The organism is Paenibacillus mesophilus (assembly GCF_005938385.1).
GTDB classification, from domain to species: domain Bacteria; phylum Bacillota; class Bacilli; order Paenibacillales; family NBRC-103111; genus Paenibacillus_AB; species Paenibacillus_AB mesophilus.
On sequence record NZ_VCRA01000039.1, the window covers coordinates 1 to 25,469 of the forward strand.

At 46.8% G+C, this 25,469-nt stretch carries 17 protein-coding genes; 2 read left to right on the plus strand and 15 right to left on the minus strand.

Annotated elements, in window-relative coordinates; translation table 11 throughout:
* Positions 1 to 428: 428 nt before the first annotated feature.
* Positions 429 to 863, minus strand: coding sequence for a P-loop nucleotide/nucleoside kinase family protein (locus tag FE783_RS33875; protein ID WP_158302179.1), 435 nt, complete (start codon positions 861 to 863; stop codon positions 429 to 431).
* 487 nt (positions 864 to 1,350) lie between these two features.
* Between FE783_RS33875 and FE783_RS33880 the strand changes: the two genes are divergently transcribed.
* Positions 1,351 to 2,523 (plus strand): ROK family transcriptional regulator, encoded by a 1,173-nt coding sequence (locus tag FE783_RS33880; protein ID WP_138883828.1) that lies wholly within the window; start codon positions 1,351 to 1,353, stop codon positions 2,521 to 2,523.
* Positions 2,524 to 2,592: 69 nt separating this feature from the next.
* Here FE783_RS33880 and FE783_RS33885 read toward each other — a convergent pair whose 3' ends face one another.
* From FE783_RS33885 to FE783_RS33910, 6 genes are all read right to left on the minus strand, one after another.
* Positions 2,593 to 3,336 carry a Cof-type HAD-IIB family hydrolase gene (locus FE783_RS33885; protein ID WP_138883829.1) on the minus strand — a complete coding sequence of 248 codons (744 nt, stop codon included), beginning with the start codon at positions 3,334 to 3,336 and terminating at the stop codon, positions 2,593 to 2,595.
* Complete coding sequence (locus tag FE783_RS33890; protein WP_138883830.1) at positions 3,333 to 3,971, minus strand: YdcF family protein; 639 nt, start codon at positions 3,969 to 3,971, stop codon at positions 3,333 to 3,335. The genes FE783_RS33885 and FE783_RS33890 overlap by 4 nt, the downstream gene beginning before the upstream one ends.
* Positions 3,972 to 4,054: 83 nt before the next feature.
* A complete protein-coding gene (locus tag FE783_RS33895; RefSeq protein ID WP_158302180.1) occupies positions 4,055 to 5,401 on the minus strand; it encodes an ABC transporter substrate-binding protein in 1,347 nt (448 codons plus the stop codon).
* A gap of 25 nt (positions 5,402 to 5,426) precedes the next feature.
* A complete protein-coding gene (locus FE783_RS33900) occupies positions 5,427 to 6,515 on the minus strand; it encodes a ComEC/Rec2 family competence protein (RefSeq protein WP_138883832.1) in 1,089 nt (362 codons plus the stop codon).
* A gap of 578 nt (positions 6,516 to 7,093) precedes the next feature.
* On the minus strand, positions 7,094 to 7,927 hold the full coding sequence (locus FE783_RS33905; RefSeq protein WP_138883833.1) for a VOC family protein: 834 nt from the start codon (positions 7,925 to 7,927) through the stop codon (positions 7,094 to 7,096).
* 21 nt (positions 7,928 to 7,948) lie between these two features.
* The gene (locus tag FE783_RS33910; RefSeq protein WP_138883834.1) at positions 7,949 to 9,817 is read right to left on the minus strand and encodes a sigma-70 family RNA polymerase sigma factor; all 1,869 of its coding nucleotides are present in this window, start codon (positions 9,815 to 9,817) and stop codon (positions 7,949 to 7,951) included.
* 268 nt (positions 9,818 to 10,085) lie between these two features.
* On the opposite strand from FE783_RS33910, the gene uvrA reads away from it, so the two are divergent.
* Positions 10,086 to 12,512, plus strand: a complete 2,427-nt coding sequence (gene uvrA, locus FE783_RS33915; RefSeq protein ID WP_138883835.1) for an excinuclease ABC subunit UvrA — start codon at positions 10,086 to 10,088, stop codon at positions 12,510 to 12,512.
* A 188-nt stretch (positions 12,513 to 12,700) separates the two neighbouring features.
* Here uvrA and FE783_RS33920 read toward each other — a convergent pair whose 3' ends face one another.
* The 8 genes from FE783_RS33920 to FE783_RS33955 all read right to left on the minus strand — a co-directional run bounded on the left by FE783_RS33920 (position 12,701) and on the right by FE783_RS33955 (position 25,352).
* Entirely contained in the window at positions 12,701 to 15,085 is a 2,385-nt protein-coding gene (locus FE783_RS33920; RefSeq protein WP_138883836.1) for an ATP-binding cassette domain-containing protein, read from the minus strand.
* 79 nt (positions 15,086 to 15,164) lie between these two features.
* Positions 15,165 to 16,868 (minus strand): RNA polymerase sigma factor, encoded by a 1,704-nt coding sequence (locus tag FE783_RS33925; RefSeq protein ID WP_138883837.1) that lies wholly within the window; start codon positions 16,866 to 16,868, stop codon positions 15,165 to 15,167.
* Between the two features lie 702 nt (positions 16,869 to 17,570).
* A complete protein-coding gene (locus FE783_RS33930; RefSeq protein WP_138883838.1) occupies positions 17,571 to 18,377 on the minus strand; it encodes a Nif3-like dinuclear metal center hexameric protein in 807 nt (268 codons plus the stop codon).
* 25 nt (positions 18,378 to 18,402) lie between these two features.
* Positions 18,403 to 19,296: a carbohydrate ABC transporter permease gene (locus FE783_RS33935; RefSeq protein WP_138883839.1), complete on the minus strand. Its 894-nt coding sequence runs from the start codon at positions 19,294 to 19,296 to the stop codon at positions 18,403 to 18,405.
* 11 nt (positions 19,297 to 19,307) lie between these two features.
* Positions 19,308 to 20,234 (minus strand): ABC transporter permease, encoded by a 927-nt coding sequence (locus FE783_RS33940; RefSeq protein ID WP_138883840.1) that lies wholly within the window; start codon positions 20,232 to 20,234, stop codon positions 19,308 to 19,310.
* A gap of 72 nt (positions 20,235 to 20,306) precedes the next feature.
* Positions 20,307 to 21,857 carry an ABC transporter substrate-binding protein gene (locus tag FE783_RS33945; RefSeq protein WP_138883841.1) on the minus strand — a complete coding sequence of 517 codons (1,551 nt, stop codon included), beginning with the start codon at positions 21,855 to 21,857 and terminating at the stop codon, positions 20,307 to 20,309.
* 134 nt (positions 21,858 to 21,991) lie between these two features.
* Positions 21,992 to 23,632, minus strand: a complete 1,641-nt coding sequence (locus FE783_RS33950; protein ID WP_138883842.1) for a helix-turn-helix domain-containing protein — start codon at positions 23,630 to 23,632, stop codon at positions 21,992 to 21,994.
* Positions 23,613 to 25,352, minus strand: coding sequence for a sensor histidine kinase (locus FE783_RS33955; protein WP_238403352.1), 1,740 nt, complete (start codon positions 25,350 to 25,352; stop codon positions 23,613 to 23,615). The genes FE783_RS33950 and FE783_RS33955 overlap by 20 nt, the downstream gene beginning before the upstream one ends.
* Positions 25,353 to 25,469: the final 117 nt, after the last annotated feature.

Below are 25,469 nucleotides of genomic sequence, written 5' to 3' on the forward strand. Positions count from 1 at the left end.
CTGAGGGAAAGCCTCACAAAGTAGCGATGATCGCCTGCGTTAACAGGTTACTCCATTGGATCTTTGCCCTGCTGAAACGAAAAGAAACTTTCGTTGAATTGGCCTAACAACACGAACTAGAAAAACCTTCCAGTCAAGAATGGAGGGTTATTTGGTATGCACAGTTATTAGTATAGCATCAACCTCAGCTACTTTTATAAGAAAAATGTTGACAACTATTAGCTGGTTTAGCGCAACGACGGCAGCCGAACATTTCTGGCCGGCTGCCGTCGTGTTTTCTTTTTTCAACTATCGTATCCGTCGTAATACGGCATCTTGTCCTAAGACAAACGATTCAGCTTGATCAATCAACGTTTTTAATTCTTTAACCGTGTCTAGGATCAATTCGTTTTCAAGATATTCAGCGTTTAAATTTTTATAATATTCCTTTAGCTCTGATAAATTTGTATCAATTGATTGGGTAAGGGATTTTTACTTCGTTCAGTCAGACGCTCCGACCAGATTGTTTCATCACTACATATACAATGTATTATCTTTAACTCTCCCCCTCTTTCCATCACCCATTGGTCTAGACTTAATACTTCGTTATTGTCATTAAAGCCGAAATCGAGAATGATGCTCGCGTCTGAATCAATAACTGTTTGTAACAATCTAAAGAGGAAGTCAAAGCATAATTTGTTTCTTGAACTATGCGCTTGGACAACACTTGCTGAAGCGTCATAAATATCATCTTTATGCACTACAACCAGTTTCAGTCTCTTACTAAGCTCATTCGATAATGTTGATTTTCCAGTTCCAGACTTACCCCTAAATAATATGATTTTTGACGTAGATTTCTCCCATAGTTTAATGAATAGATTCAAATACTGCTTCCCGTTTTGCCCGTAACACGGCCGCCGATCCATGCCGGTAGCACTTGGAAAAATGCTGTGGAAGGCCTAGGCTGAAAATAACCTTTACTGATAGATATTTCTATCTCTAAGTAAATATGTTGGATGGGTGATTACATTAAAGATATGAATTGGTTTAAAGAGTATCATGTGAAGTGTCAAAGTTAGCTTCACTATTGGAATGAGGAAGTAATAGCTGAAGTAGAGTTCGTCATTGCCGGAAACTTGGTATCTCCACGATCGGGCATTTGACTCATCCGGTACTTGCACATTCGAAACTGGATCAACTTTGCTCTGAACGCCCCGTATTTGCCGTACAAAAGTCGTAGAAATTTTCGTTCTGCGAAAGTTGAGTTAATAAATCGAATTTCTTTATTTATTCTTTGTTCCTTTCCATCTATGAATTGGGATGCTACACTTGAATCTAAGGATGATTGAATCATAAAGTGAGGTAATCGTTGTGCAACCGCAAAAAAGCGCAAGCCACAAGCTGCTGAAGTCGATTAACCAGCAAAAGGTACTCCATTTGATTTTCGCCAACGGCCCGATTTCGCGCGTAGAGCTGACTCATATGACAGGCTTGAGCCAGCAAACGGTAACCAACATCGTCAGCCGGCTAATTCAGGATGACCTCGTCGTCGAAGGCGAAACATTGCCATTGGAAAATGGCAGCGGAAGAAAACGGGTTTCGCTCGCGGTCAACAGCTCGAAGTTTTATGCTATAGGTATTGAGCTTGCTGGGAAGTATATTCGAGGCTCCGTATGCAATTTCCGTTACGAGCATTTAGGAACGGCCGAACGCCGCACGAAAAAATACGAAACGCCCGATCATTTGCTCCAGCTGCTTGTTGAAGTCATCGGCGAGCTGCTGCAGCAGGTGCCGGATGTCGGCAAAACGAAAGGGATCGGGATCAGCGTCCAAGGTCTAGTCGATTCGCGACAGGGGGTTCTGCTTCGCACCCCTGGACTTGGCTTTCAGCGCATCCCGCTCAAGCAGCAGCTCGAACAACAATTTGAACTGCCCGTCTATATTGAAAACGACGCCAATTTATTGGCGGTCAATCAGAACATGAGCGGCTCGCTCAGCAAATCTTCAAGCAATATTACATTAAAATTTGACTATGGGATTGGCGGTGCGATTGTTGCGGACAATCAACTCATTTCCGGCTCCAACTTCGTCGCAGGGGAATTCGGGCATATAAAAGGCTTCACCGGCCCTGATGCGTATCCTTGCCATTGCGGCGGAACCGGCTGCCTAACGACGCTTGCATCAACCAGCGGGCTGGCTAAAGCCGCCGGCTGTACATTGGATGCTTTCGCGGAAGGCGTCCGGTCCGGCGACGAAGACATGAACCGATTATATGACAAAATCGTCGGGGCCGTGAGCATCGCGATCAGTAACGTAGTCACTTTTCTGAATCCCGATCACGTGCTTTTAACGGGCTCCGTGATTGCCGCCTTCGAAGAGCGGATCGTTGCAGATCTCACGAAAAAAATATACGATAACATTCCGCAAACGAGCCGCGGATTGCACATCCTCCATTTGTCGCAAATGCCCGACGAAACGGAGCTCGCTGCCGGTCTCGTTCTCAAGCGCGTTTTTGAAATTCCACTGGATACGCTGTCGCTATAAGCGTTCCGGTTTCAAACACGATACGAAAAACAACCAAGCCGTCTACTGGAACGGCTTGGTTGTTTTTCATTACAGGACCTGCAGCAAATACTTCTGAATCGCTTTGGCTACTCCGTCCCGTTCATTCGTATCCGTAACTCCGTCAGCAGCGCGCTTGACCTCTTCATCCGCATTGCCCATCGCGATGCCGAGCCCGGCCGAGCGAAGCATCTCCATGTCATTATGATGATCACCGACAGCCATCACTTGATCGATCGTAATGCCAAGCAGCTCGCATACTTTCTTTATGCCCGATGCTTTGCTGATACCACGCACGGATATCTCCATATTAATGTCTGCCGACCGGGTAACCTCCAGATGTCCCCAACTCCGCACCTCCTCGCGCAGTTTGCGCATAACCTCAAGGTCGTCATGGCGTATGCCGAATTTCATCCAGTCCCTGTCGAACATATCCTCATTCCAATGCTTGCTGCTCGTCAAGCTTTCCACGCTGTAGCCCCAGAAGGACGCTCCTGCTTCCACGGCTAATCCGTAAAGTCTGCGAATATCGTCTCTGCTGATGTATGCCCGTTCATACAGCCGGCCCGGTCCTTCCCATATTTCCGCCCCATTCAGCAGCACCATCGGGGAATTCAGGCCAAGCTCTTCCCAGAATGATCCCGCCGTCTGCATCCCGCGTCCGGTGGCGAACATGACCGTCACGCCCGCTTCCTCCGCGAGCTGAAGCCAGCGGCGCGTTTCCTCCGTAATTTGCTTGCTGTCGGTTAATAATGTGCCATCCATATCGAGTGCAAGCACTTTGTACGCTGTCATGCTTTTCCTCCCCTTTCGTAATGCACGGCCTTGCCCATCATCTCCCCGGGAGCCTGCTTGCGCGCCTTCGCAAGCCACGGCAGTGTAAGCCGGAAAGCGCGAATTTCCTGAAACGTAATCCGCCATTGTCTGAAAAGCTCCTTTACGTGACGATTCGCATAAAAGGAAGCCGATATGCCCAAGTCCTTCATAATATATTTCATACGCCGAATATGAAATGAATTGGAGACGAGCAGACACGTTTCCAGGCCGTACTGCACCATCAATATTTTGCAATTGACCATGTTTTGGACAGTGTTTCGCGACCTCTGCTCCAGAAGAATCTGCTCCTCCCGAATACCGCGGCGAATTAAATAATCCCGCATAATTTCGGCTTCGCTCCGACTGGAAGCAACTGCGCCGCCTGACAAAATCACGCGTTGATACCGGCGCTTCTCCATTAATCGAATCGATGTATCCAATCGATCCTGAAGGAAAGGATGAATCTGCCCGTCGTCGCAGCGATAACCCAAAATAATTAGCGCATCCGCATCACGTTCCTGCAACCGGGATGTATGCATCCATACGAAATAAATAACGGGTGCCGCCAAGAGCAGCACACACACTATACCTGCAGCGATGTACAAATCGAACATCCTTTCATAATAGCCTCCAACATAACATCGGGGCCCCACAGGAGCCCCGAAGCTATTGCTGATTCATAAAATCGAACCCGTGCTTATCTCGCCTTTGCTTCCGCAATGTACTTGGCCGCTTTCTCATTAGCCGTACGGAGGGCGCTGTTAATATCCGAACCGTTGAATACTACACTATCCATTGCTTCCCGCAGGAACTTGTAGTTTTCAGTGTCATATTCCGAGATAATCGGTGTCTCCCCAGGCTTGACGGAAAATACGCCAGCCAGGTTTTTGCCTTTGAAGATGTCGGTACTCGAGGCATATTGCGTTCTCATCTCAGGCTTGTTCAAGATGGTCAAGTTGCGGTCTTTGTTCATAACCGACTGGGCTTGTTCTTGAATCAATGTCAAAATAACGCGATAAGCAGCATCCTTGTTTTTGGCGGTCGGCGGCACCATAAGCGATTGGAACTCGATCTCTTTGCCGATTCCCGGTTTATCGGCAAATACCGGATACGACGTAACGTCCCAATCAAAGCCTTGTCCTGCCTCTTCGACCGCCTTCAAGCGGCTCGTAATGGCGGCCAGCAAGGTTGGAAACATCCCGAGTTTTTGATCTTTAATCAAGTAGTCTACACCATACATATATTTTTTGCCTTGAACCACTCCCGGAATATCATATGTGCTCTTCAAGAGGCCAAAAACCTTCCTATAGCCTTCCGAATCAAAGATCGGTTTGCCCTGCTGGTCAACCGTTCCGAGGGAATAACCGCGGGCCACCGTTCGGTCCGTGCCCAGGTCGATGCCGATAAATTGTGTCCCGCCGTCTTGTCGGGTTAAGCGCTTGCCCAAATCGACAAGCTGCTCCCAGGTCATGCCGTCTTTCGGGAAGGGTACGCCGAATTTGTTGAAAATGTCCTTATTGTAAAGCAGCACTCCATAATTCAACGTATACGGAATGCCGTACAGCTCCCCTTTTTTCCCGTAGCTTTGCAAAGCTTTAACAGCTTGGGGCTCGAATTGTCCAAGATCAATCCGGTACTTTTTGACAAAATCGTTCATGTCGCTCGCAACCCCTAACGGAAGCAGCGAGTTCATATAAAATTGTGTCGTCGCGACCAAATCCGGAACCTCGCCTGCAGCGATCATGTCATTAAGCGTTATTCCTTTAATCAGTTCGATCTTGATGTTCGGGTGCTTCTCCATTACGGTGCTGAATATCGCCTTCAGGTCATTTTCGTTATTGATGGCGGCAAAATGGGAATACAGCTTCACGGTGACAGGCTCCGTAATGTTCAACTCGGGAACGGCAGCCTGGGCAGCCCCTGCTTCCGGCGCTTTGGAACCGGCATTAGGAGCGGCTCCTTCTTTACCTTGGCTGCAGCCGGACAGCGCAACCGCGGCAGCGAGAAACATTGAGCTATACATAACATTCTTCTTCTTTAACATGAACCTATCACTCCTACATTTCATTTTATTTTTTTAGAAAGCTTGGAGAATCCAGCCAATCCTTCTCTGTCATCACGTTCATTTTCTTCCCGTCGAGCGTTATCAGAATATTGCCGTGCTTTTCTGTAATGTAAACCTTCGTTTTCTGCGCATCGAACAGACGGAGCAGGTCCAGGTTCTTAAAATGATTGTTGCTTATAACAGCCGCCTGCGGCTTCACGGCCTGCATAAAGGCAAAGCTGGACGAGGTTGTGCTTCCATGATGGGCTACATGCATCCCCAATGCGTTCAAGCGGTCGCCCATCGATTGAATGAGCTCCTGCTCTCTGTCCTTGTAAATATCTCCGGTAAAAAGAAACGATTGTCCCTTGTAATTCAACTTTACCACAAGAGAATGAGAATTGACCGCGGGAAGATCGGAAGGGTGGACATTACCCGGCAATGATCCCTTAGGAGGACTTAGTACCTCAAAGCTGACTTCATTCCCCAGTTGAAACGTATCTTCTCTTTCCAGATACCGGATCGGAACGTTCTTCTCTTCCATTGCCGCAAACGTCTTCTCGTACGATTGGGAGCCTGGATAAGGCAAATTTCCCGTATAAAATTCGCCGATCGGCAAGTAATAAGCAACAGCTGCAAAGCCCCCGATATGATCCGTATGCGGATGCGTATTCAGCGCAATATCGATCCGCTCAATACCGAGCTTTTTGGCGTAGGCCGCCACCTGCCCGCCTGCCGCCGGCAGCCCCGCGTCGATGAGCATCGTTTTCCCGTCCGGCGTTTGAATCAGAATACTGTCACCCATGACCTCCTTGCCTGTCAGATGAAGATAGCGGATGCGAAGTGCATCATTAAAGCGCTTTCGATCGAAAACTTCTTCCGTCCGGAGCGCAGTGCTTCCTGCTGTCTGAACCTCCGCCTTTGCCCCATTCTTCTCTGCTGAATGCTTCTCTTCTTTGCTTGCTTTTCCGGCGGCCAAGCCGTTTCCAGCTTCTGAAGCCTTAACGTTTCCGCAAGCTGATAACAACACCAGAGCAAGCAATAGGAATACAAGCCGGAAAGCAATTGGAGATTTACTGCAGTTACCCATGAGACCACCTCCAAAGGCATCCAATACCGTAGTTCACTTGCAGAGATCAGCTCCCCCTTTTAATAAATCAAATGTTTTTATTAATTAATAATTTTATTGTATATGACTTTTGTAAAATTACAATGCAAAATTTATTTGTTTATTGTTAATTTCTCATCTTTCGCAGAGCGAAAATTGGCATAAATTCAGGTACAGCTTAGGTTTGAGATCGATAGGATAACATGCTTGTTTAAATAGGAAAACACCGCTTCGTTTGGCAAAGTGAGAGTGCGACCAATCACTACCACACAGAAGAGGTGTCTTCTCTTAGGACATACGGACTCCCGCCTGCCTCAAGCTGCTAATCAGACGCGCTATGTTGACCTGGGCTTCCGAATAGGCCCGATACCCGTTCTCAAGCATAAGTATCATCACCAATAATGAATCCTATTTCCTACCTATACTTTTCGATATTATTTAAATCGTAAAAATCTATTGCCACATCCTCACCATTATCAATTTCAGTACCAACAAACTCACCCATTATGTAGTTTTATTCAGGCTACCAATAACGCCGGCAGCAGCACATAGTTGTACGAAGTAGTTTTATTGCGGAACAAAACCTAATACTTTGTTACGTTAAATCTGTTACCATCAGGATCATAGAGATGGAAGTAAGCTTGAAAACCTTCCACCCAAATATCCGACACCTCTACACCCGAATTACGAAGGAACCCATGGTATTTGGTGAATGCTTCGTTATCATGTACAACCACATAAGGTCTTGCAGGACCATCTACTTTTCCTGTAAATGCACCGGATCGGAGTTGCTCAAGGCACCAAGTGGAAAAATGTTCAGGATGGTGCTCAAGTGCCAGTTTCATAATCACATAACCATCTTGGCTGCAATCCTCATGAACTCCCATTCCTATGTAGTCTTTATACCATTCAACGGCACTTTTTAAATCAGTCACACCGATTCGCACACGTCCCGTGCCAAAACGCGGTGAATCTAGGGGCAAATCAAGTGATTCGTAAGCGGTCAATCGTGTTCCCTCGAATGTCGCCCAAAAATCAAAGTACCTTCCACCATCCGGTCCTGTATATAGTGGAGTGACCCGAATACCTTTCTTTTCAAACAGATCATGCGATACAGCGAGATTACGCGTCCCCCAACACCAACGAACATTTGGGTCGACTGTCCCACGGTCCGAGGCCAAATGACCGATTTTTTGATCCGTTAAAAACGAGACAAGCCATGTCCCATACCATAAGCGCGTCTTTTTCCTTGATCTAAACGGCCGACCACTGTTTTTTTGCTCTAGAAATGGTCCTTCGACGCCCCAGCCCGTAAACTCTTTATACCATTCTACTGCTTTGTCGTGGTTGTCCCATATTACATCGATATGACCACCATCGTAAGCTAAGTTTGGAATCATGGAATTGCGACTCGTCATGAGATACACATCCTTCTTAGTCTAATATCGCCAAACGTTGATACGATTTCCATCCGGATCGAAAAAATGGAATGCGGACCAGCTGCCTTTTTCGTTAGTAATCAATGGAGACACTGTCACTCCATTTCGTGAAAGACGGTTATACTCTTGTGCAATTTCTCGGACTAGAAAATAAGGTTGCGAAGCTCCGCTAATCATTTCTCGCTCTTCTTTGGCCCAACTGCTTGTTAACAAGATATTTCCTGCAAGCAGCACCCATCCTTCATTTATGCAACTTCTTTGTACGGGCAGATTTAGGTTGCGCTTGTACCAATTAATTGAGTCTTCAAGATCCGTAACCTCTGTCACCCAACTATCGTAGATAAACCGCGAACCTCCGTAGTCGTAATCGGGCCGGTGCGTCACGGTGTGGAATATCCCGTCCGGATCACGAAAGTTAAAACTCGGGCAACCATCGGGTCCCGTATATAGATGGGATACCTCGATCCCGCACTTTTGAAAAAACTCGTATTCTGCGTACAGGTTCAATGTTGCAAAACGATAGTACACGCCTGCATCTTTATCCCACTCCGCATAATAATGCTGAGAACGGATGTCGGGATGAACCGATTTGAGATTTATCGCGCCCTTACTCCCAAAGGTAAGATGGGTTTTCTTTTCCGCAACAGTTGCCGGATCATTCTTGGAGTTCCAAGTCCCATACGGCGTTGTCAAACCTAGGAACCGACAGTACCAATCCACTGCTGACTCATGGTTGGACCAACGTACGTAGATATATCCTCCATCCCAATCAAATCGAGGAGGCGGCATGATACGTATACCGTCTTGCACACGCTCTCCGATAACCGTAAACGACTTGACTGTTAAGGTTGAGCCATGGGCAGGTCCGATTCCTAGCTGACCAGCAAGTCCTTGATAATCCCCTACATGCCGATATCGGGATTCTTTGTTTACCAACAGCTCGGCATAGTCATTTTCGATAATGAGCTCAATGTGCACCCACTCATTCCTTGGTAAAGCACCGCGTCCCGGTACATCCGTGGTCTTTCCTTCTGCAGGGTCGCCCCATTTAAGAATCGAAGGGTTCCCATGCCAATTCAGGATGATCTGATCTCTGGCAAACCGAAGCCGAGTATCATAAGAATCTGTTTTAAGCACCGCAATCATGCGAAGCGGTACTTTGTAATGATCAGGTGTAACAGCAAAAGCTTTATTGCTTTTATGCGTGAGATGAAGCCCATCTTCATGTTGTCGTGCATGAACCCCGCTTGCCAGAAGGAAACGAACCATCTCCACAAACCGATTATCGCGTGAAGGAAGCAGGTGATTCAGTGACTCACGCAGTTCGTTTTCCAAGAAAACCTTCATATGTTTTCTCGCAGAAAACATTCGCTTTTTCACTGTCGATACTGGGATCTCCAATGTACTTGAAATGTCGGCGTACGAGAGGTCATTCCCATAATAAAGAATTGCTGTTACGCGTTCATGTTCCGGCAATTGTTCAAGTGCATCACGCAGCTGTAGGGCCAATTCCGTCTGTTCTGCAATTACTTCAGGTTCACCCTGTCCATTGGTGCTTCCTGACGATTCCTCAAGCACAACCGTATTAAGCCTTTTACGCCGGGTGAGCCGATTGCACTGCGTCAGAACAATTCGCTTTAACCATAAGGGGAACGCGTCAGCTTCACGCAGGGAGCTGAACTCGCTCCAGGCAGTCATAAATGCTTCCTGTGCAGCATCTTCAGCTAGATGCACATCTCCAAGAACACCGTAGGCGATGCCAAACGCCATATCCTGCATCCGCTCTACGACCTGTGAAAACAACAACTGCCTTTGTTCGATTTGTTTTTGCTCGAGTAATGATTGGATGAGTGTAGACAAGTCATTCATATGTACGTTCCACCTTGAAATGAAGTTCGATACCGTAAGTCTTCTTTAATCGAATAGTGGTCTTCAATAATAGGAGCCACTATTGCTAAAAATGGTTACCATTAAAATAAAAATATTTGTATATTCGGGCTTTATAACGAGCTATCTCAAATATACAATTTACAATTACAAACACAAGGTTTGGCAAGATTGGAAGGGATTGAATACGTGGTGTCGAATGAAGTTATATCATTTTACATAATAGGTTTGATCGAAAGGAGTATCACAGGTGGAACCGGAGTATATCGTGGTGGAAGGAGCCAATACCCATAATTTGAAAAACGTGAACCTGCGCATCCCACGTGGCAAATTGGTTGTCATGACCGGTGTCAGCGGTTCGGGAAAGTCATCGCTTGCTTTTGACACCATCTATGCGGAAGGACAACGGCGCTATATGGAGTCCTTATCGTCCTATGCGAAGCAGGTCGTCGGGCAGTTGGAGAAGCCGGATGTTCTATTCATGGACGGCTTATCGCCGGCTATTTCGATCGATCAAAAAACCATCGGGCGAAACCCGCGATCGACGGTTGGGACAATCACGGAAATCGCCGATTATTTACGGCTTCTGTATGCGGCGATCGGCAGTAATCAAGGCGAACCGATGCTGCCGCGCGAATTTTCTTCAAATAGTCCATACGGGGCATGTCCGGCATGTGCTGGCATCGGTTCGAAGACAGACATCGATCCATCGAAAATGATCGCCCGTGACCGTTCTCTAAATCACGGGGCTATTTTACTTTGGGTGGGAACATCCGGGTGGGAAGTACCGATGGTTAAGGCTTTGGCCCAATTGGTGGGTATCGATTACAATCGCCCGCTTGTCGAGCAGGATGAACGTTTCATTGACATATTGCTTTATGGCTATGATAAAGCACCGATCACGTATACGCATCGTGGAGAAGAACGTAGCCATTATTTTAAAGGTGTTGTGTCCATTTTGCGGCATATGCGGGATCAAGGTACAACAAGCAAGGGGATTTTGTCGGCGATCGAGCAATTTTCCGGCCAAATCCCCTGTCCGGAATGCAGCGGTAAGAAGCTGAAAAAAGAAAGTTTGGCTGTTCGCATTCTTGGCAAATCGATCGCTGATGTCATGGCGATGTCCGCATCCGAATTAAAGTTGCTATATCAAGGACTGTCTTCCGATCTGAGCGGGCGCGACCAGGCGATTGCTCGACATATGCAGGGGGAGATCGTTTCCCGGTTGTCTTTTTTGGAGAACGTTGGCCTTGGATATTTGACGCTTGGCCGGACAGCCAACACGCTATCCGGTGGGGAAGCGCAGCGTATTCGTTTAGCCTCACAAATCGGGTCCAAGCTATGCGGCGTTTTGTACGTGCTGGATGAGCCGTCAATCGGTCTCCACCCCCGTGACAATACTCGATTAATTGCAACCTTACTTCGGCTTCGAGATAATGGCAACACGGTACTGGTGGTCGAACATGATGAAGAAACCATGCGAGCTGCCGATTGGATTGTAGATTTGGGACCCGGAGCAGGACGCCACGGAGGGGAAGTGATAGCGGAAGGAACCTACGAGGACATATTCCGTAACGATAGATCGTTGACAGGCGCATACCTTAGTGGAAGAAAACGGATTGTTGTACCGGCTGTCCGCCGAAAGATAGGAGACAAGTGGCTCGTGATTCGCGGGGCACGTGAACATAACCTTAAGAACGTTGATGTTCATATTCCTATCGGCGTTTTTACTTGTGTGACTGGTGTCTCCGGATCGGGCAAATCGTCGCTGGTGAACGACATCCTCTATCGTTCGCTTGCCGTCAAATTAAGCCAATCGACCGAACTCCCAGGTTTGCATGATTCAATAGAAGGCATTCAACATATGAAAAAAGTTATAAGCATCGATCAATCGCCGATCGGTCGTACGCCCACCTCGAATCCGGCGACTTACACAGGCGCGTACGAGCTGGTTCGTGATTTGCTCGCCGATACGTCGGACGCGAAACGTCTCGGTTATAAGAAATCGCATTTTAGCTTTAACGTTTCCGGGAAAAATGCCGGCCGCTGTGAAGCATGCAAGGGTGACGGTTTCATGAAGATAGAGATGCATTTTATGCCCGATGTTTACGTGCCCTGTGAAGAATGCGGAGGAGCGAGGTTCAAGAAAGAAGCGCTGCAGATCACCTACAACGGCAAACATATTGCCGATTTCCTGAATATGACCGTGGGTGAAGCGGCTGAATTTTTTGCCGATGTGCCGAAGTTAAATACGATTCTGAAGACACTTGTCGAGGTCGGACTCGATTATGTGAAGCTAGGACAACCGGCCTCCGAGCTATCCGGCGGCGAAGCGCAGCGTGTGAAGCTAGCGACGGAACTCAGTCGTCCTTCGAGCGGAAAAACCCTTTATATCCTTGATGAACCGACCACGGGACTTCACGCTGCAGATATCGAGCGGTTGCTTGCCATTTTACAAAGATTTGTAGAAAACGGTAATACGGTTGTTATCATTGAACATAACCTCGATGTCATGAAAAGTGTGGATTACATTATTGATATGGGACCGGAAGGCGGAACTGCAGGAGGATATATCGTATCTTGCGGCACACCCGAGGAGATAGCTACATGCGCAGCGTCTCACACAGGTGGTTATTTACGAAGTGTCTTTGAGAACGAAGCTGTTGTCAGACCGTAACCGTAAACTAAGTAAGGAATCAAAACATTCCCGAGAGGTAATCTGAAACGCATGCCCTCTCGGGTTTACTAATGCTTTTATTTCATAACTACTCATTTCGTTTTTATCAAAGTACAATTACGAAATTTGCCGTTAGGTGAACAACGGCAGCAGATCATTCTGGTCGGCTGCCTTCGTGTTGTCTTTATTCAGCTATCGTCTCCGTTAACTAAACGGAAGTTTGCCTTGCTGTAAGGTGGTCCAGCAGTAACAATCTCGCCACCTTCACTTCCTCCACCTGGGCCCATATCGATAACCCAATCGCAATATGATAATAAAGAGGTTTCATGTTCAACAATGATCACGCTGTTCCCTTGTTCAACAAAGCCTTCCAATAATGTCATCAACTTCGCAATATCCGGGCTGCTTAGCCCCGTGGTAGGCTCGTCTAAAATATACAGTGTATTATCTTTCCTCGCTTTACCTAATTCTTTTGCTAACTTGATACGCTGCGCTTCACCGCCGCTTAAAGTAGGAACCGGCTGTCCTAATGGAAGGTAATCCAACCCTACCTGTATTAACGTTTGTAGCATCAGTGAAATAGCCCTATGCTCCCTGAAAAACTCGAGAGCTTCTCTTGCATTCATCTCAAGTACATCCCAAATATTTTTATCTTGATAAGTAATATCGAGGATTTCTTTCTTAAATCTGCTGCCGTTACACGTAGTACAACGCCGATTAACGATGCCAATAGCGCCCATATCGATGTTCTCAACACCAGCACCTCTACACGAAGGACAGCAACCTTGTTCTGTGTTAAAAGAAAAGTGACTTGCCGTATAATTTGCTGCGACTGCCTCAGGTTGTCCAGCGAAGATGGATCGAACTTTATCCCATATTCCAATATAAGCCGCAGGGGTCGACCCTTTACCGCGGCCGATTATTTTTTGCGAAACAAGCACGCATTTCTGAATGTATTCTGCTCCTTCGATTCTGGCTGTGTCCGATTCTTCATATATGGAATCTTCGGAAGGCGCTTCTTCTTCATCCTCATCCACTTCGTAGTTGACGGTTTCCATACTCCGTTTCAATAGCGGCACCAAAGTGTCCATGATAAGGGTGCTTTTACCGCTTCCGGATACGCCTGAGACTCCAACCATGACTCCCAACGGAATTTCAGCGGTTAAGTTCTTTAAATTATGTAAATTGGCATTGCGAACAATCAGTTTCTTGGTAGAATCAGTAACCGGTCGATATTCGTCCGGACTCTTGGAAGGAACATGGGCATGTCCGGCAATATATGGGCTCAGTACCGAACACTCCGATTGAAGATAGTTTTCTAAGGTCCCCTGAAATAAGACTTCACCACCTTGTTTGCCGGCAGACGGCCCTAACTCCACAATATAGTCAGCTTGCTTAATTACTTGAATATCGTGCTCCACAACTATGACTGTATTTCCAGAGTAGGTGAGCTGCTTTAGCTTATTTAACAAGGATTGTTTCTCGCTTTCATGAAGTCCGGCTGTTGGTTCATCAAACACATATAAAAGTGAATCGAATTTGGATTCCAAATGGTACATAAGATAAAGCCGCTGCAGTTCGCCTCCGCTCAGTGTCGGGATACTTCTTAGAAGTGTTAAATGAGAAAGCCCGACTTCTGTGAACAAACGAAAAAGTACGGATAAACGGTCGATTGTACGTTGTCCAAGAGCAGAATAAGTTGATTTTTCATGACCCAAGTTCCTAAAAAAATGATCGAGTTCGGACATCGTCATTTCACAAAGTTCACTAATATCCTTGCCGCCAATATACGTATGTCTGGCGCTATTGCTCAATCTTTTTCCTAGACACGTTTCGCATATTGATTTGGAGCACCAAGCCTGTTCGAACTGAGCTCTACTTTCCGGTTTCCTCCTCATCCGACCTATAATAAAATTCATGATTCCCTCGTAGGATTCTACTCCCCTTAAGACTTTGTTTTTGATGTCGTCCGGCAGATCCGCGTAAATAGCATGCCTCCAGTCGATCTTTTCTTCTTTCATTAGTTTCATAAGATACTTGTCTAGCTGAGTGCTTATATTAGATACAATTTTACTTACGGTACGATTCGGATCTTGTATAATTTTATTGATATCTAGATTAGAAGAGTATCCGCGACCATCGCAATCCGCACATCGTCCAACAGCGGAAGAATGAAACGCAAAGTGATCCGGGCTAAGGTGGGTTCGTTTATCATCAGGGCCTCTGCCATCTAGAGAGTAAAGCCACTTTAGATCGTGCAGAGCTTTTGTTTTGGTTCCAACGATACTTCGGGGATTGGATTGTCTTATTTTATTCTGTTCGACCGCAATGGCTGGCGGAAGCCCTATAATTTCATCGAACGGATCAATTTCTTCTATTGATTCCCCACGTAAATTCAGGCCGATTGATTGCAAATATCGTTGTCTTCCTTCCTCATACAGAACGTCAAAGGCTAAGGAAGATTTTCCCGATCCGCTAACTCCCGTAAAAACGATAAATTTCCCTTTAGGGAGCGTAACATTAATGTGTTTTAAATTATGAATCCGTGCTCCGGATACTTGGATATTGTCCATACCTTCTGCCTCCTAATGGAAAAAGGCTCGACAAAGCGAGCCCTTCTATTTGTTTCTTCGTTTTTCTCCTCACTCGCGATTAATGGTCCTGTAGGTTTCCTAAAGATTGTCGCAACTGTTTCAAAGCAAGCAGTCCCTCTTCTTCTCCTTTCTTGGCCTCCTGGAGAAGCTGTACCGCTTTTTCGACGTTTTGCGCATTTTTGGGGTCTCCTCCTTCGGGAAAAGGAAATAGGCGGGCAAGACCTTGCATGGATGCGGCCACCGTTTCATAATGACGTACGGCATCGCCGATGCAGGACCAATCGTGATCCTTCAATTCTTCCTTTAGTCCTCTTAGAAATTGTAAAGCGAACTGACGCAACTCCGAATAAACAGCGACGTTATAGGCATTAAAGAAAGGGACAACCCGATCTCCACGATAAGCATCGATCCATGCATCATAAGCAGCAAGGCCTTTACTTAACTCTCCATCACCATGTTTTATGGATCCTGTCGTATGCCCGTGTTCCAAAATTAAATCCAACATATTTCTCAATGCTGTCACACGGTCAATTCCGTTAGGTTCAGTTATTGCAATAAGACCGATTTCCGAGGTCTTTCCCTTTCCTAATTGATCGTAAGCCAATGACGCCTCTTTCAACTTGTCTAACGCATTTAGCTGTTGACGGTTATCATCGTATCCGTACACTAATCCGTATTCAGCATGGAACAAATCCCAAATGATAGTCGGAACCCCTTTGTCAACGGATCGGTGAATCGTATCAAGAACATCGGCGATAATGGCTGGTTCAACCGGCAGAAAGCTTAACACCTTCACATCCAAGCCAAGATTGGCCAAAGCTTGCGGAAACTTCTCTTCTCCGGAAAAAATGAACGGACCTCCGATATGAACCGTTTCCTTAAATATATTTAAACAAAATGCATACCCCGTCAGCGCATTGACTTCCGCAAGTGTTACTCCCTTCTTGTCGGTATACTGTAACAAGCCCCACATACAATAGGTAACTGATGGTCTGGATCCCAGAAAGTGACTGTCACCGACCCGTTCAGTATAAATCGATGGCCGTTCCAATACTTTTTTTGCCATACATTTTTTCTCCCTTCTCTGGATCAGATGTTCGTTAATATACACTCGAATACGTTCGTGCTGGAGTTTTTGTCTGGTACGGGAAATCGTCTTATAGACACTGGTTTTCGTTGTATCAAACATGTTAGCGATTTCTTGAGGCGAAAGGTGTTTAAAGAAGTAAGCTTCAAATATTCCTCTCTCCCGGTGGTTTAAGCACGTGAAAAGGCCGACTATCGTCTCCAAGGTTTCTTTTCCAACGACTTGTTCCTCCGGGCTGCGAAAAGCATCGCTTTCCTTCTCCCTTTTTTTCATGATGTATGTCAGGATGCTCTCGACGTCTTCCCAGTCAACCCGATCGGAGGTGATACCGGTCTTAAAACTGGTAAATGGCCGTTCCTTCCCATACGGTCCCCCGCGTCTGAGTTTCATCATAGCTTGATTGCGTACGATTTTATGGAGCCAAGGGAGAAAACGCGAAACATTAGCCAATGTACCAAGATGCATGAAAGCTTTTAGGAGCGCATCCTGTACAATGTCTTCCGCCATAAACGGATCCTGAGTGATTCCCGAAGCCCATGCATGCGCCTTGGACCGATGTCGGCGAACAAGCTCACTGAAAGCATCGTGATCCCCTTGCTGTGCCCGTTCAATTATTAAGGATTCATCCGCATTCTGATCAACAATACTTGACTGTCCTAATTCGATTTCCTTCACCGTCCAACTCCTTCATCGCTCATCATTCGTCTTTTCGGATAATAGATGCCATAAGTAGAATCTTTTTGACATGTTTTTATTTTTTTTACCGCACTCCCAAGCCGCATTCGTTCCGTAGGTCCGATGTACCTACAAGTGATGTAGGTCAGCTGCCAATATCCTTTATTTTACGGAGCGAAGGGCTGCCGCGTGGCCTTCGTGTGTATATTGAGCTCTCGTATCCGTCCCTCAGTATTAAAGGTTTATCTTACATATACTCACTCATTCGCAGGATTTCATCACCTAAGATGTCAATGTTGGAGGGAAATAAAGTTACGAAACTCCATATGGTCACTTTTTTAGGCATGCGGAAATAGAAGAAACGTCTGGAACTTTGAAGATGGGATCTTCCATTGACTATTTCTGATCCGACTGCAACTTAGGTTCTCACCAGCGACAAGAAATGGTCCGAAAAAAATGGCCACGATTTTCACAGATTTGATTTGGATGATGATGGATGGTTTTTTAAATGTGGTTTCCCTCTCTTCTATCCTCCCTTCTGTCCTCGGGACAGTTCCGATTTCGTATACCATAAAGTTCTGCGGCTTGTCTAAATTCGGCTTTATTTTTGCATCATTACGCTTTTTTGTCATCCAACAAAAATAGATCGTCGTATATACGACGATCTTTATTGAAAATAATTTAAGAATGAAAGTAATCTTTCTATAGGTAACGGAACGGTTCCTTCGCATCGACGAACGTAACCTGAATAGGTTCCACAAGCGTCTGCATCCAGTCCGCCATGTGTTTCATCCCCCATTCCTCGGTTCGTTCATGTCCGACTACCAGCATTCCCTTATTGAATCCCAGCATAGCCGCGTCATTGATATAGGCGCATAATGTCCACTCCGTAATCTCACCGCAGATCATGACATCCAACTCCTTGTCCCTCATGAGTTCCATCGGCATTTGCTCCCTACCCAGACCCAGGCTGCCTCCGCCGACCAGAATCCCGATTCGGGAACACGGCATGTCGGGATTGCCCACGATACGCAGCACCTTCATGGACAGTTTCTGCAGGAAAAAGGCGGCCAGCTCCACCAGTGTCGTCTTTTCAATTTCATAACACCAGGGCGATGTTTTGTCGATCTGTTTATTCTCCCACCCGAGCTCCTTGATAAGACCATCATAGATCCGATCGGTTTGCGCGAGGTGCATATGGTCGTGATATCTCCAAATGGCAATCCGGTGATCTTCAATCAACTTCTGTTTGGCCAAATAGACAGGGTCCTTCTGCAGCCATCCCAATTCGTCAAGCCCTGTATAATAAGTAGGCTCGTGTGTAATAATCATGTTCGCCCCGATCGCAATCGCTTCCCTGATCACGTCGACAGTAGCCATAAAGCTCGTGACAATCCCCTTCACTTCCATGTCCGGGTCGCCGCTTATGAGCAGGTCGCAAGTTTTCTCCAGCTTTCGCCCGCCACAGGAGTCGAGCAGCACGCGATCGATTACCTCTTGAACGTTCATCTTTACAATCCCCTTTCCATTCGCATTATCCTTTAACGGCGCCGATCACGACGCCTTTCATCAAGTACTTCTGAAGGAACGGCATCACAAATAAAACCGGCAGGATCCCGATAACCGCCATGGCCATTCGAATGGCCGTACTTGGAAGTTCTACCGCGCTTGCTCCCAAAATGCTGCTCGCCTGGCTGGATTTCAGAAATTGGATGTTGTTCATCAAACGGATCAGCATGTTTTGGATGCCATAATATTGAGGCTTCGTGATGAAATAAAGCGCGTTGATCCAATCGTTCCAATAGGCCAGTCCCATAAACAATCCGACAGTCGCCATGACGGGCACGGATAATGGCAGCATGATCCGGAAGAACGTCCGCAGTTCCGACGCCCCGTCGATTTGGGCGGATTCAATGAGATCGACAGGTACATTGTTCTTATAATAATTTCTGATCAACAGAACATGGAAGCCGTTGGTCAACAAATTAGGCAAGATCAAAGCGGCGAGCGTATCCTTCACATGCAAATACTTGGTCCACAAAATATAGGAAGGTACGACGCCTCCGCTGAACAGCATCGTAAAGAAGACGGCAAACGCAAGCACGTTATGGTATTTGAAGTCTTTTCTGGACATCGGGTAGGCGAGCATGCTTGTGATCAACAAACCGATCCCCGTCCCCAAGATCGTTACCAAGAAAGAGACGCCATAAGCCCGAAGGAAGGTGGACGATGACGAGACCATGTATACATAGGCATCAAGACTCAGCTTACCCGGAAAAAAGCTGTATCCTTCCCGTATCAAGGTGGATTCGTCAGTAAAGGAAGCGGCAAGGACTAAGATGAAAGGCAGAAAAGCTAGAACGGTCAACCCTCCCATGACGACCGCAGAGAAAATGGTAAAGGCGCGTTCCCCTCTGGTTTGTATCATTGCATATCCTCCTAAAACAAAGCATTGTCCTTGTTCCACTTTTTGACAATGGCATTCGCAAGCATTACAAGCATGAATCCGACCACCGACTGATACAATCCTGCGGCGGCGGACATTCCGATATCGTTCACTTGCATAAGCGCGCGGTACACATAGGTATCGATCGTTTGCGTTGTGCTGTATAAAGCTCCCGCATTCATTGGAACCTGATAGAACAGGCCGAAGTCCGAGTTGAATATTCGACCGATCGACATCAATCCCAGTATGACGATTGTGGGCTTCAGAAGCGGCAAGGTGATCATCCCTATTTGCTTCATCTTGCCGGCGCCGTCTATTTTCGCGGCTTCGTAAATGCTCTTGTCGATCCCTGCGATAAACGCGAAGTATACGATGGACCCGTATCCTGCCGTTTTCCACAGTTGAATGAGCACGAGCAGATAGGGCCAATAGTCCGGCTCCGAATACCAGTTGATCTCCGGAATGCCCAGGGGGCGGAGTATGGAGTGGTTGACGAATCCGCTGTCCGCATTAAGAAACGCGAACACAAGGTATGACAGTACGACCATCGAGATCAAGTTCGGCAGCACCAAACCCGATTGGTACAGTTTCGAGTATACTTTGTTCAGCAGTTCCGACATGAGGATGGCGATTAGAATCGAAAGAATCGTCCCGAACACAATGAAAGCCGCGTTATAGAGAAGCGTGTTTCTTGTCATGATCCAGGCGTCGCTCGTTTGGAATAGAAAATGAAAATTGTCGAAACCGACCCAGTCGCTGCGGAAAATCCCTTTGGTGTAATCCACATCCTTAAAAGCAATGAACAAGCCGATCATCGGAATATAGTTGTTTATAAGAAAATACAGCAATCCCGGAGCGGCCAATAGGAAGAGCGGAAGCGTCTTTTTAAGCACGGTCGATTTCTTCCTTCCGGCAGTCATATCTGCATTCACCTCCATCATGCAAAGCGGGCCCGGTTCAGGCCCCGCTAAGCAAGACGATTTCGATCGAAGTTATTTTTTCTGTGCGGCGATCCATTCATCAAGCTGTTTCTGCTTGTTCTGGATAATCGTTTGGGCACCCGCATCGTTCAGCGCTTGCACGAATTTGGGGATTGTCGTATCCGGATCCAGAGCACCGCACACAAGTCCCGGCAAATATTGGTTCACTACGTTGTTCACTGCGCTTATTTGCGATTTCACTTTGCTTTGGTCGAAAATGAAGCCGAAATACGGGGACTTTCGGGTGCTCTTATTTTCCTTCAATTTGAGCTCGACATCCGACCATTTAACCCCTTCAAGCTGATACTGCAAGGATTCGGAGCCGACGATTCCCGTGCTCAACATGGCCGTATACGGAACGGTTGAAGCGTCCTTCCCGTCCGGCAATTTTACATGGTGCTCGTCAACCTTGATATAACCTTCCCCTTCAATCCCGTAAAGAATGGTATTGATCAAATCGGCATCGCTGTACAGCATGTTCAGAAACTTGACGGTCGCTTCAGGCGCTTTCGTTGTGCTCGAAACCATCCAGCTGACAAGATTGGCGGATCCCGTCTCGAAATAATAGGGAGCAATCCGTTTCATCTCCAAATGCTTTCCTGTTTGGGCACTGAGCGTTTTCGCCGTTTCCATGCCGCTGTAACCTCCCATAAAGGAGAAACCGCGGCCGGAGGCGATCATTTCCGGGAATGCGATGGTGGTCGATGCGGCATCCTTCTGCAAATACCCTTTGGCAAACCAATCCCTCATCGTTTTGACGCCATTCTTGAATATATCCGTTTCGTAGAAGTTTACGACCTTGCCCTCATTGCCGATAACAGCCCCGACCCCGGTCGTATCCGACAAGAAATCGACTTGATTCGCTCCTCTTAACAAGAGCATAAGCATCGTATCGCTCGGGTTTACATTAAGGGGACCGAAAGGAATGACATCCGGATATTTCTTCTTGACCGCTTCGAAGACAGCGGGCAAATCTTCAATCGATTTGATGCTGTCGGCGCTATAGCCCGCCTCTTTCAGCATATCTGCGTTGTACACGAAATTGACCGGAAGCGACATCCCCTTGTTCACGGGGACCCCATAAATATGACCGTTCATGGTGGTCGATTTCAGCAGCCCCGGACCGAAATCCTTATCCAATATCGCGGTCAATTCTTTCCCGTATTTGGGGAGCAGCTCGTCCAACGGATAAAGCTGGTTTTTCGATACATAATTCGTAAATTGCCCGAGCGTCGTAAACAAATCCATTTGCTCGCCGCTCTGCAGCGCCAAGTTGATCTTCTGGCCATAATCGGCCGGGCCGTAAACTTTGAAATCTACCTTCACACCGATTTTTTCCGTCGTAAGCTTATTGATGGCATTCGTTACCTTGCTCAAATCGCTCGGAATTCGATTAAACGACGGCATTGCGAAAACGATGGTTTCTACTTTGGCGTTTGTACCGGCAGCAGCGTCCTGCGATTTAGCCGGCGATTGTGCCGAATCCTTGCCGCATGCCGCGAGCATCGCGGCGCACATGACCGTCGATAACAGAAGCGGCGTTAGCCTCTTTTTGCTTACCATGTTTAAGCCCCCTGTTCATTGTTGATACGCTTTCAGTTTATCTTTCCGGAGCTGTCATGGCTTTCAAAAAAACGAAATGATTTTTCAAAAACAAGTGGAAGTCCCGTTCGTTCCATTTATAATGCGGAAAAACTCTACCTCCGTCGGGAAGTAGAGTTTTCATTCGCCGTCTGCCTGTACGGATCGGACCCGTTGTGCTTCGCTCGATAGGCGTTCGGCGTTTCTCCCGTTACCTTTTTAAACACCGTCGAGAAGTAAGAGATCGAGTCGAAACCGGTTTCCATCGCGACATGACTGATGCTCGCCGCGCTTTCGATCAGCATCTGCTTGGCGACCTTAATCCGGAAATCGTTCAAGTATTCCTTGATGGTGCAGCCCGCTTCGGACTTGAACGTTTTGGCCAAATAATCCGGCGTCAAAAAAACGTTCGCCGCAACATCTTCGCGACTCAGATCCTGATTGTAGTTCTCGTGGATAAAACGTTTGACCCGCTCGACAACCCCTTCGGACTGCCTCGTCTCGTCGATCGTTTGAATCGTTTTCTCCGTAATCAAGTGCGCCCACTTCATGAAGTCGAAGACGCTGTTATCGGATTTTTGAAAGAGACGCTCGGCGACCTCATCTTCGAAAAGCCGATGCGCTTGGATATTGTTTCTGGCGAGGAGAGCGTACACAACCTGATGAAAGTCTTCGCGAATCGAATGAAGAGTCTTCGGATCAAGCTTGTTTTGGCCTGCAAGCGTCTCCAGCTCCTTTTTTAACCGGTTTACGATTTGAACCTTCTCCTTCTGGACAAAGTACATCGTAAACAGATCGATATCGAGCATATATTGATCTTTCGTATCGTACCGGAAAGCATCCTTCAGGAAATGTAGGCTTCCCCTGAAAATGAGATTCGATTCGTCCAGACGCTCCAATTCCGTTTTGGCGCCCGCCAGCTTGGAGATGTCCATTTCCTCGCTGATATAGCAGGTAGCAACGCATTTCAAATATTGCTTGCACAGCCCTATGAGACGCTCCCCATGCGTTTTCAAGCTGTCGAGATCGGTCTCGCCGTCAAGGATGATTGCATGATAGAACCGATTGTCCGTTTGATAAGCAATCACACGGTCATGATTCGGGCGCTTGAACATGGCTTCCGAACTCAAATTGCTCAGCGCGTAATGAAACGTGCTGTCCTCCCATTCTCTGTCGCTTTCGGTCTTGGCGACGCTGACAAGAAATAAAGTATATTTGCCGTCGATGGAAAGGGATAATTCCCTCTTGCGAATTTCAACTTGAATCATATCCGGTCTAGGCGGGATGATGGCGTTCAGTACGTCTCTCCAGAAGCTCTTCTCCACCAAATCTTTATTTTTCAGCCATGTCTCGCCAAGCTTGCTGTATTCGCCGAGCAACCTCTTTTGCTTGAGCGTTTCCAACGATTTGTGCAGAACGGCTTCCAACTTCGGTTTGTCAAACGGCTTGACCAGGTACGAATCGGCGCTGTAAGAAATGGCTGTCGATGCGAATTCGAAGCTCTCGTGGCAGGTGAAGAAAATGAAAGCGCAATCGCACTGATTGTCCCGGACCCATTTGATCATCTCCAAACCGGAGCCTCGGGGCATTTCGATGTCGCAAATAATCAGATCGGGAATACCCGCTTCGAAGCATAATTTCGCATCCTGGATGTTATGGGCCGTCATGACCTGCGCGATACCGAATTTGTGCCAATCCATCATATCGCGAAGAACCTCGACGGTTGGAATGTCGTCGTCAATCAACAAGCAGCGCATGATGCCCCTCCTTCGGTGCGAGTTCGCGGGTACTCTGGATCGGCACCCATAACTCGATCTTGGCGCCAGACGGCTCCGCATTCGATAACGTCAGCAGGTCGTCCCTTTTATAGAGCAGTTGAAGCGTCCTGCGTATATTCGCGATTCCCACTTGATCGCTTAGTTCGACCGGGTCGATTGGCGTTACTTCGGCGTTCTGCAAGACATGCGGAGGGAAGCCCTCCCCGTTGTCCTCAATGACAATTTTGATGCATGGCTTGTCCTTCAGCATGTCCTTGCTCGCTCTGATAAAAATAGAAAGCATCTTTCCGTAGATCATGGCATGCTTAAAGATGTTTTCGACGAACGTCTGCAGCAAAAATTGCGGGACGGGGATTTGCTCCGCGTCGGAATCGATGTCCGTCATGTAAAAGATTTGGTCGGGATAACGAATGTCCTGCATCCGAATATAATTTTCCACATGCTTGATTTCCTCATGGATCGGGACGAGGATAAGCCCCCCTTTGAACATGTATCTCAAATGCTTGGACAAATGAACAATCAGCTTTCGGATTTCCTCGTTTTTGTTCTGGTAAGTCAAGCTGGAGATGGTAGAAATCGCATTCAGAAAAAAATGGGGCCTGATCTGCATTTGCAGGTATTTCAATTCGGCGCGGCTTCTTTCGATCTTTTCTTCATAGGTATGAATCTTTAAATCGGTAATTTCACGTACCATCGAATGGAACGAATGAAACAATTTCACGAATTCCATGGAATAATGTCCTTTAGGAATAGGAAACTGGCGTTGACCGTTCTCGACTTCTTTAGCGGCTCTCACCAGTTCGAGAACCGGTCTTAATATACTTCTCGCCAATGATCTTAATACGAGCGGAACGACGACGACGGAAACAATCCCGAGGGAAATAATGAGCCACTGGATCAGCTTCAACCCCGAGAATACGCTTTGTTTGACCACCATATTCGTCATCTGCCCGAATTCCGCAATCGGCTGGGAGATAAACAGATCGGTTTTCTCGTACCGATTCTTTAAACGATCCAAAGTTAAATCGGAAAAACCTTTGTTGAATTCGTCATTCGTAGAGGCGAGAACGGATCCGGACCGGTCGCTTATGACATAATGGTCATGACCCGCCCCCTCCCTGTTTACGATCGACAGCAAAGTATCCGCTTTAACGAACGTTCCGAAGCTGATGTTCGAATACGTCAAGTATTTAAATAAATAATGCGCTCCTTGAATATCAAAATCCGTCCATTCATCCATTTTTCCGTGCGGATTCGGTTTAAAATCATGCTTGATCATAAAATCGCTCAGCATCAATTTTTCATTGGAAGGAATCCGGCTTCCGAATTGCACAAGAGGCTCTTTTGCATCAGGGAGTTTGATAAACATGCCGTCGCTTGAAAAGTTGTTGGATGTTTTGGTTTTTAATGCATTCATCAGCTGGACTGATTTGAAATATCGGCCGCTCTCGCCGGCACTCCAATCATCCAATGCCGTATCGATATTATTTTCAAACACTTCGATCAAGTCTTTGGAGTATATGTTAAGCATATTGTGGATGTTCTCGGCATAAATCGCTAACGTATTTCGGGAATTGCTCAGCGATTGATTCCGAATGACTTCCAGCGAATATAGGTTGCTCAAAAGAAGAACGGTAAACAAAATCGCCAAAATAATGGTTAGCGCAGCGGAAAACTTGTAAACGATGCTATTCTTCACGATATCGTACGCACTCCCTCCATCACGCTCCTCCTCCATTATAAATCCGTGCAAACCGGATGAATAATATCAAATAAAGGGATCTTGCAGGGAAGAAGCGCTGATAACAGGGAATTT

Excerpts from the sequence above, each read along its gene's own strand:
- FE783_RS33910 (WP_138883834.1), bottom strand. The coding sequence starts at position 9,817 with ATGAATGACTTGTCTACACTCATCCAATCATTACTCGAGCAAAAACAA.
- FE783_RS33945 (WP_138883841.1), bottom strand. The coding sequence starts at position 21,857 with ATGGTAAGCAAAAAGAGGCTAACGCCGCTTCTGTTATCGACGGTCATG.
- FE783_RS33940 (WP_138883840.1), bottom strand. The coding sequence starts at position 20,234 with ATGACTGCCGGAAGGAAGAAATCGACCGTGCTTAAAAAGACGCTTCCG.
- FE783_RS33930 (WP_138883838.1), bottom strand. The coding sequence starts at position 18,377 with ATGAACGTTCAAGAGGTAATCGATCGCGTGCTGCTCGACTCCTGTGGC.
- FE783_RS33885 (WP_138883829.1), bottom strand. The coding sequence starts at position 3,336 with ATGACAGCGTACAAAGTGCTTGCACTCGATATGGATGGCACATTATTA.
- FE783_RS33905 (WP_138883833.1), bottom strand. The coding sequence starts at position 7,927 with ATGACGAGTCGCAATTCCATGATTCCAAACTTAGCTTACGATGGTGGT.
- FE783_RS33935 (WP_138883839.1), bottom strand. The coding sequence starts at position 19,296 with ATGATACAAACCAGAGGGGAACGCGCCTTTACCATTTTCTCTGCGGTC.
- FE783_RS33950 (WP_138883842.1), bottom strand. The coding sequence starts at position 23,632 with ATGCGCTGCTTGTTGATTGACGACGACATTCCAACCGTCGAGGTTCTT.
- FE783_RS33920 (WP_138883836.1), bottom strand. The coding sequence starts at position 15,085 with ATGGACAATATCCAAGTATCCGGAGCACGGATTCATAATTTAAAACAC.
- FE783_RS33890 (WP_138883830.1), bottom strand. The coding sequence starts at position 3,971 with ATGTTCGATTTGTACATCGCTGCAGGTATAGTGTGTGTGCTGCTCTTG.
- FE783_RS33895 (WP_158302180.1), bottom strand. The coding sequence starts at position 5,401 with ATGTTAAAGAAGAAGAATGTTATGTATAGCTCAATGTTTCTCGCTGCC.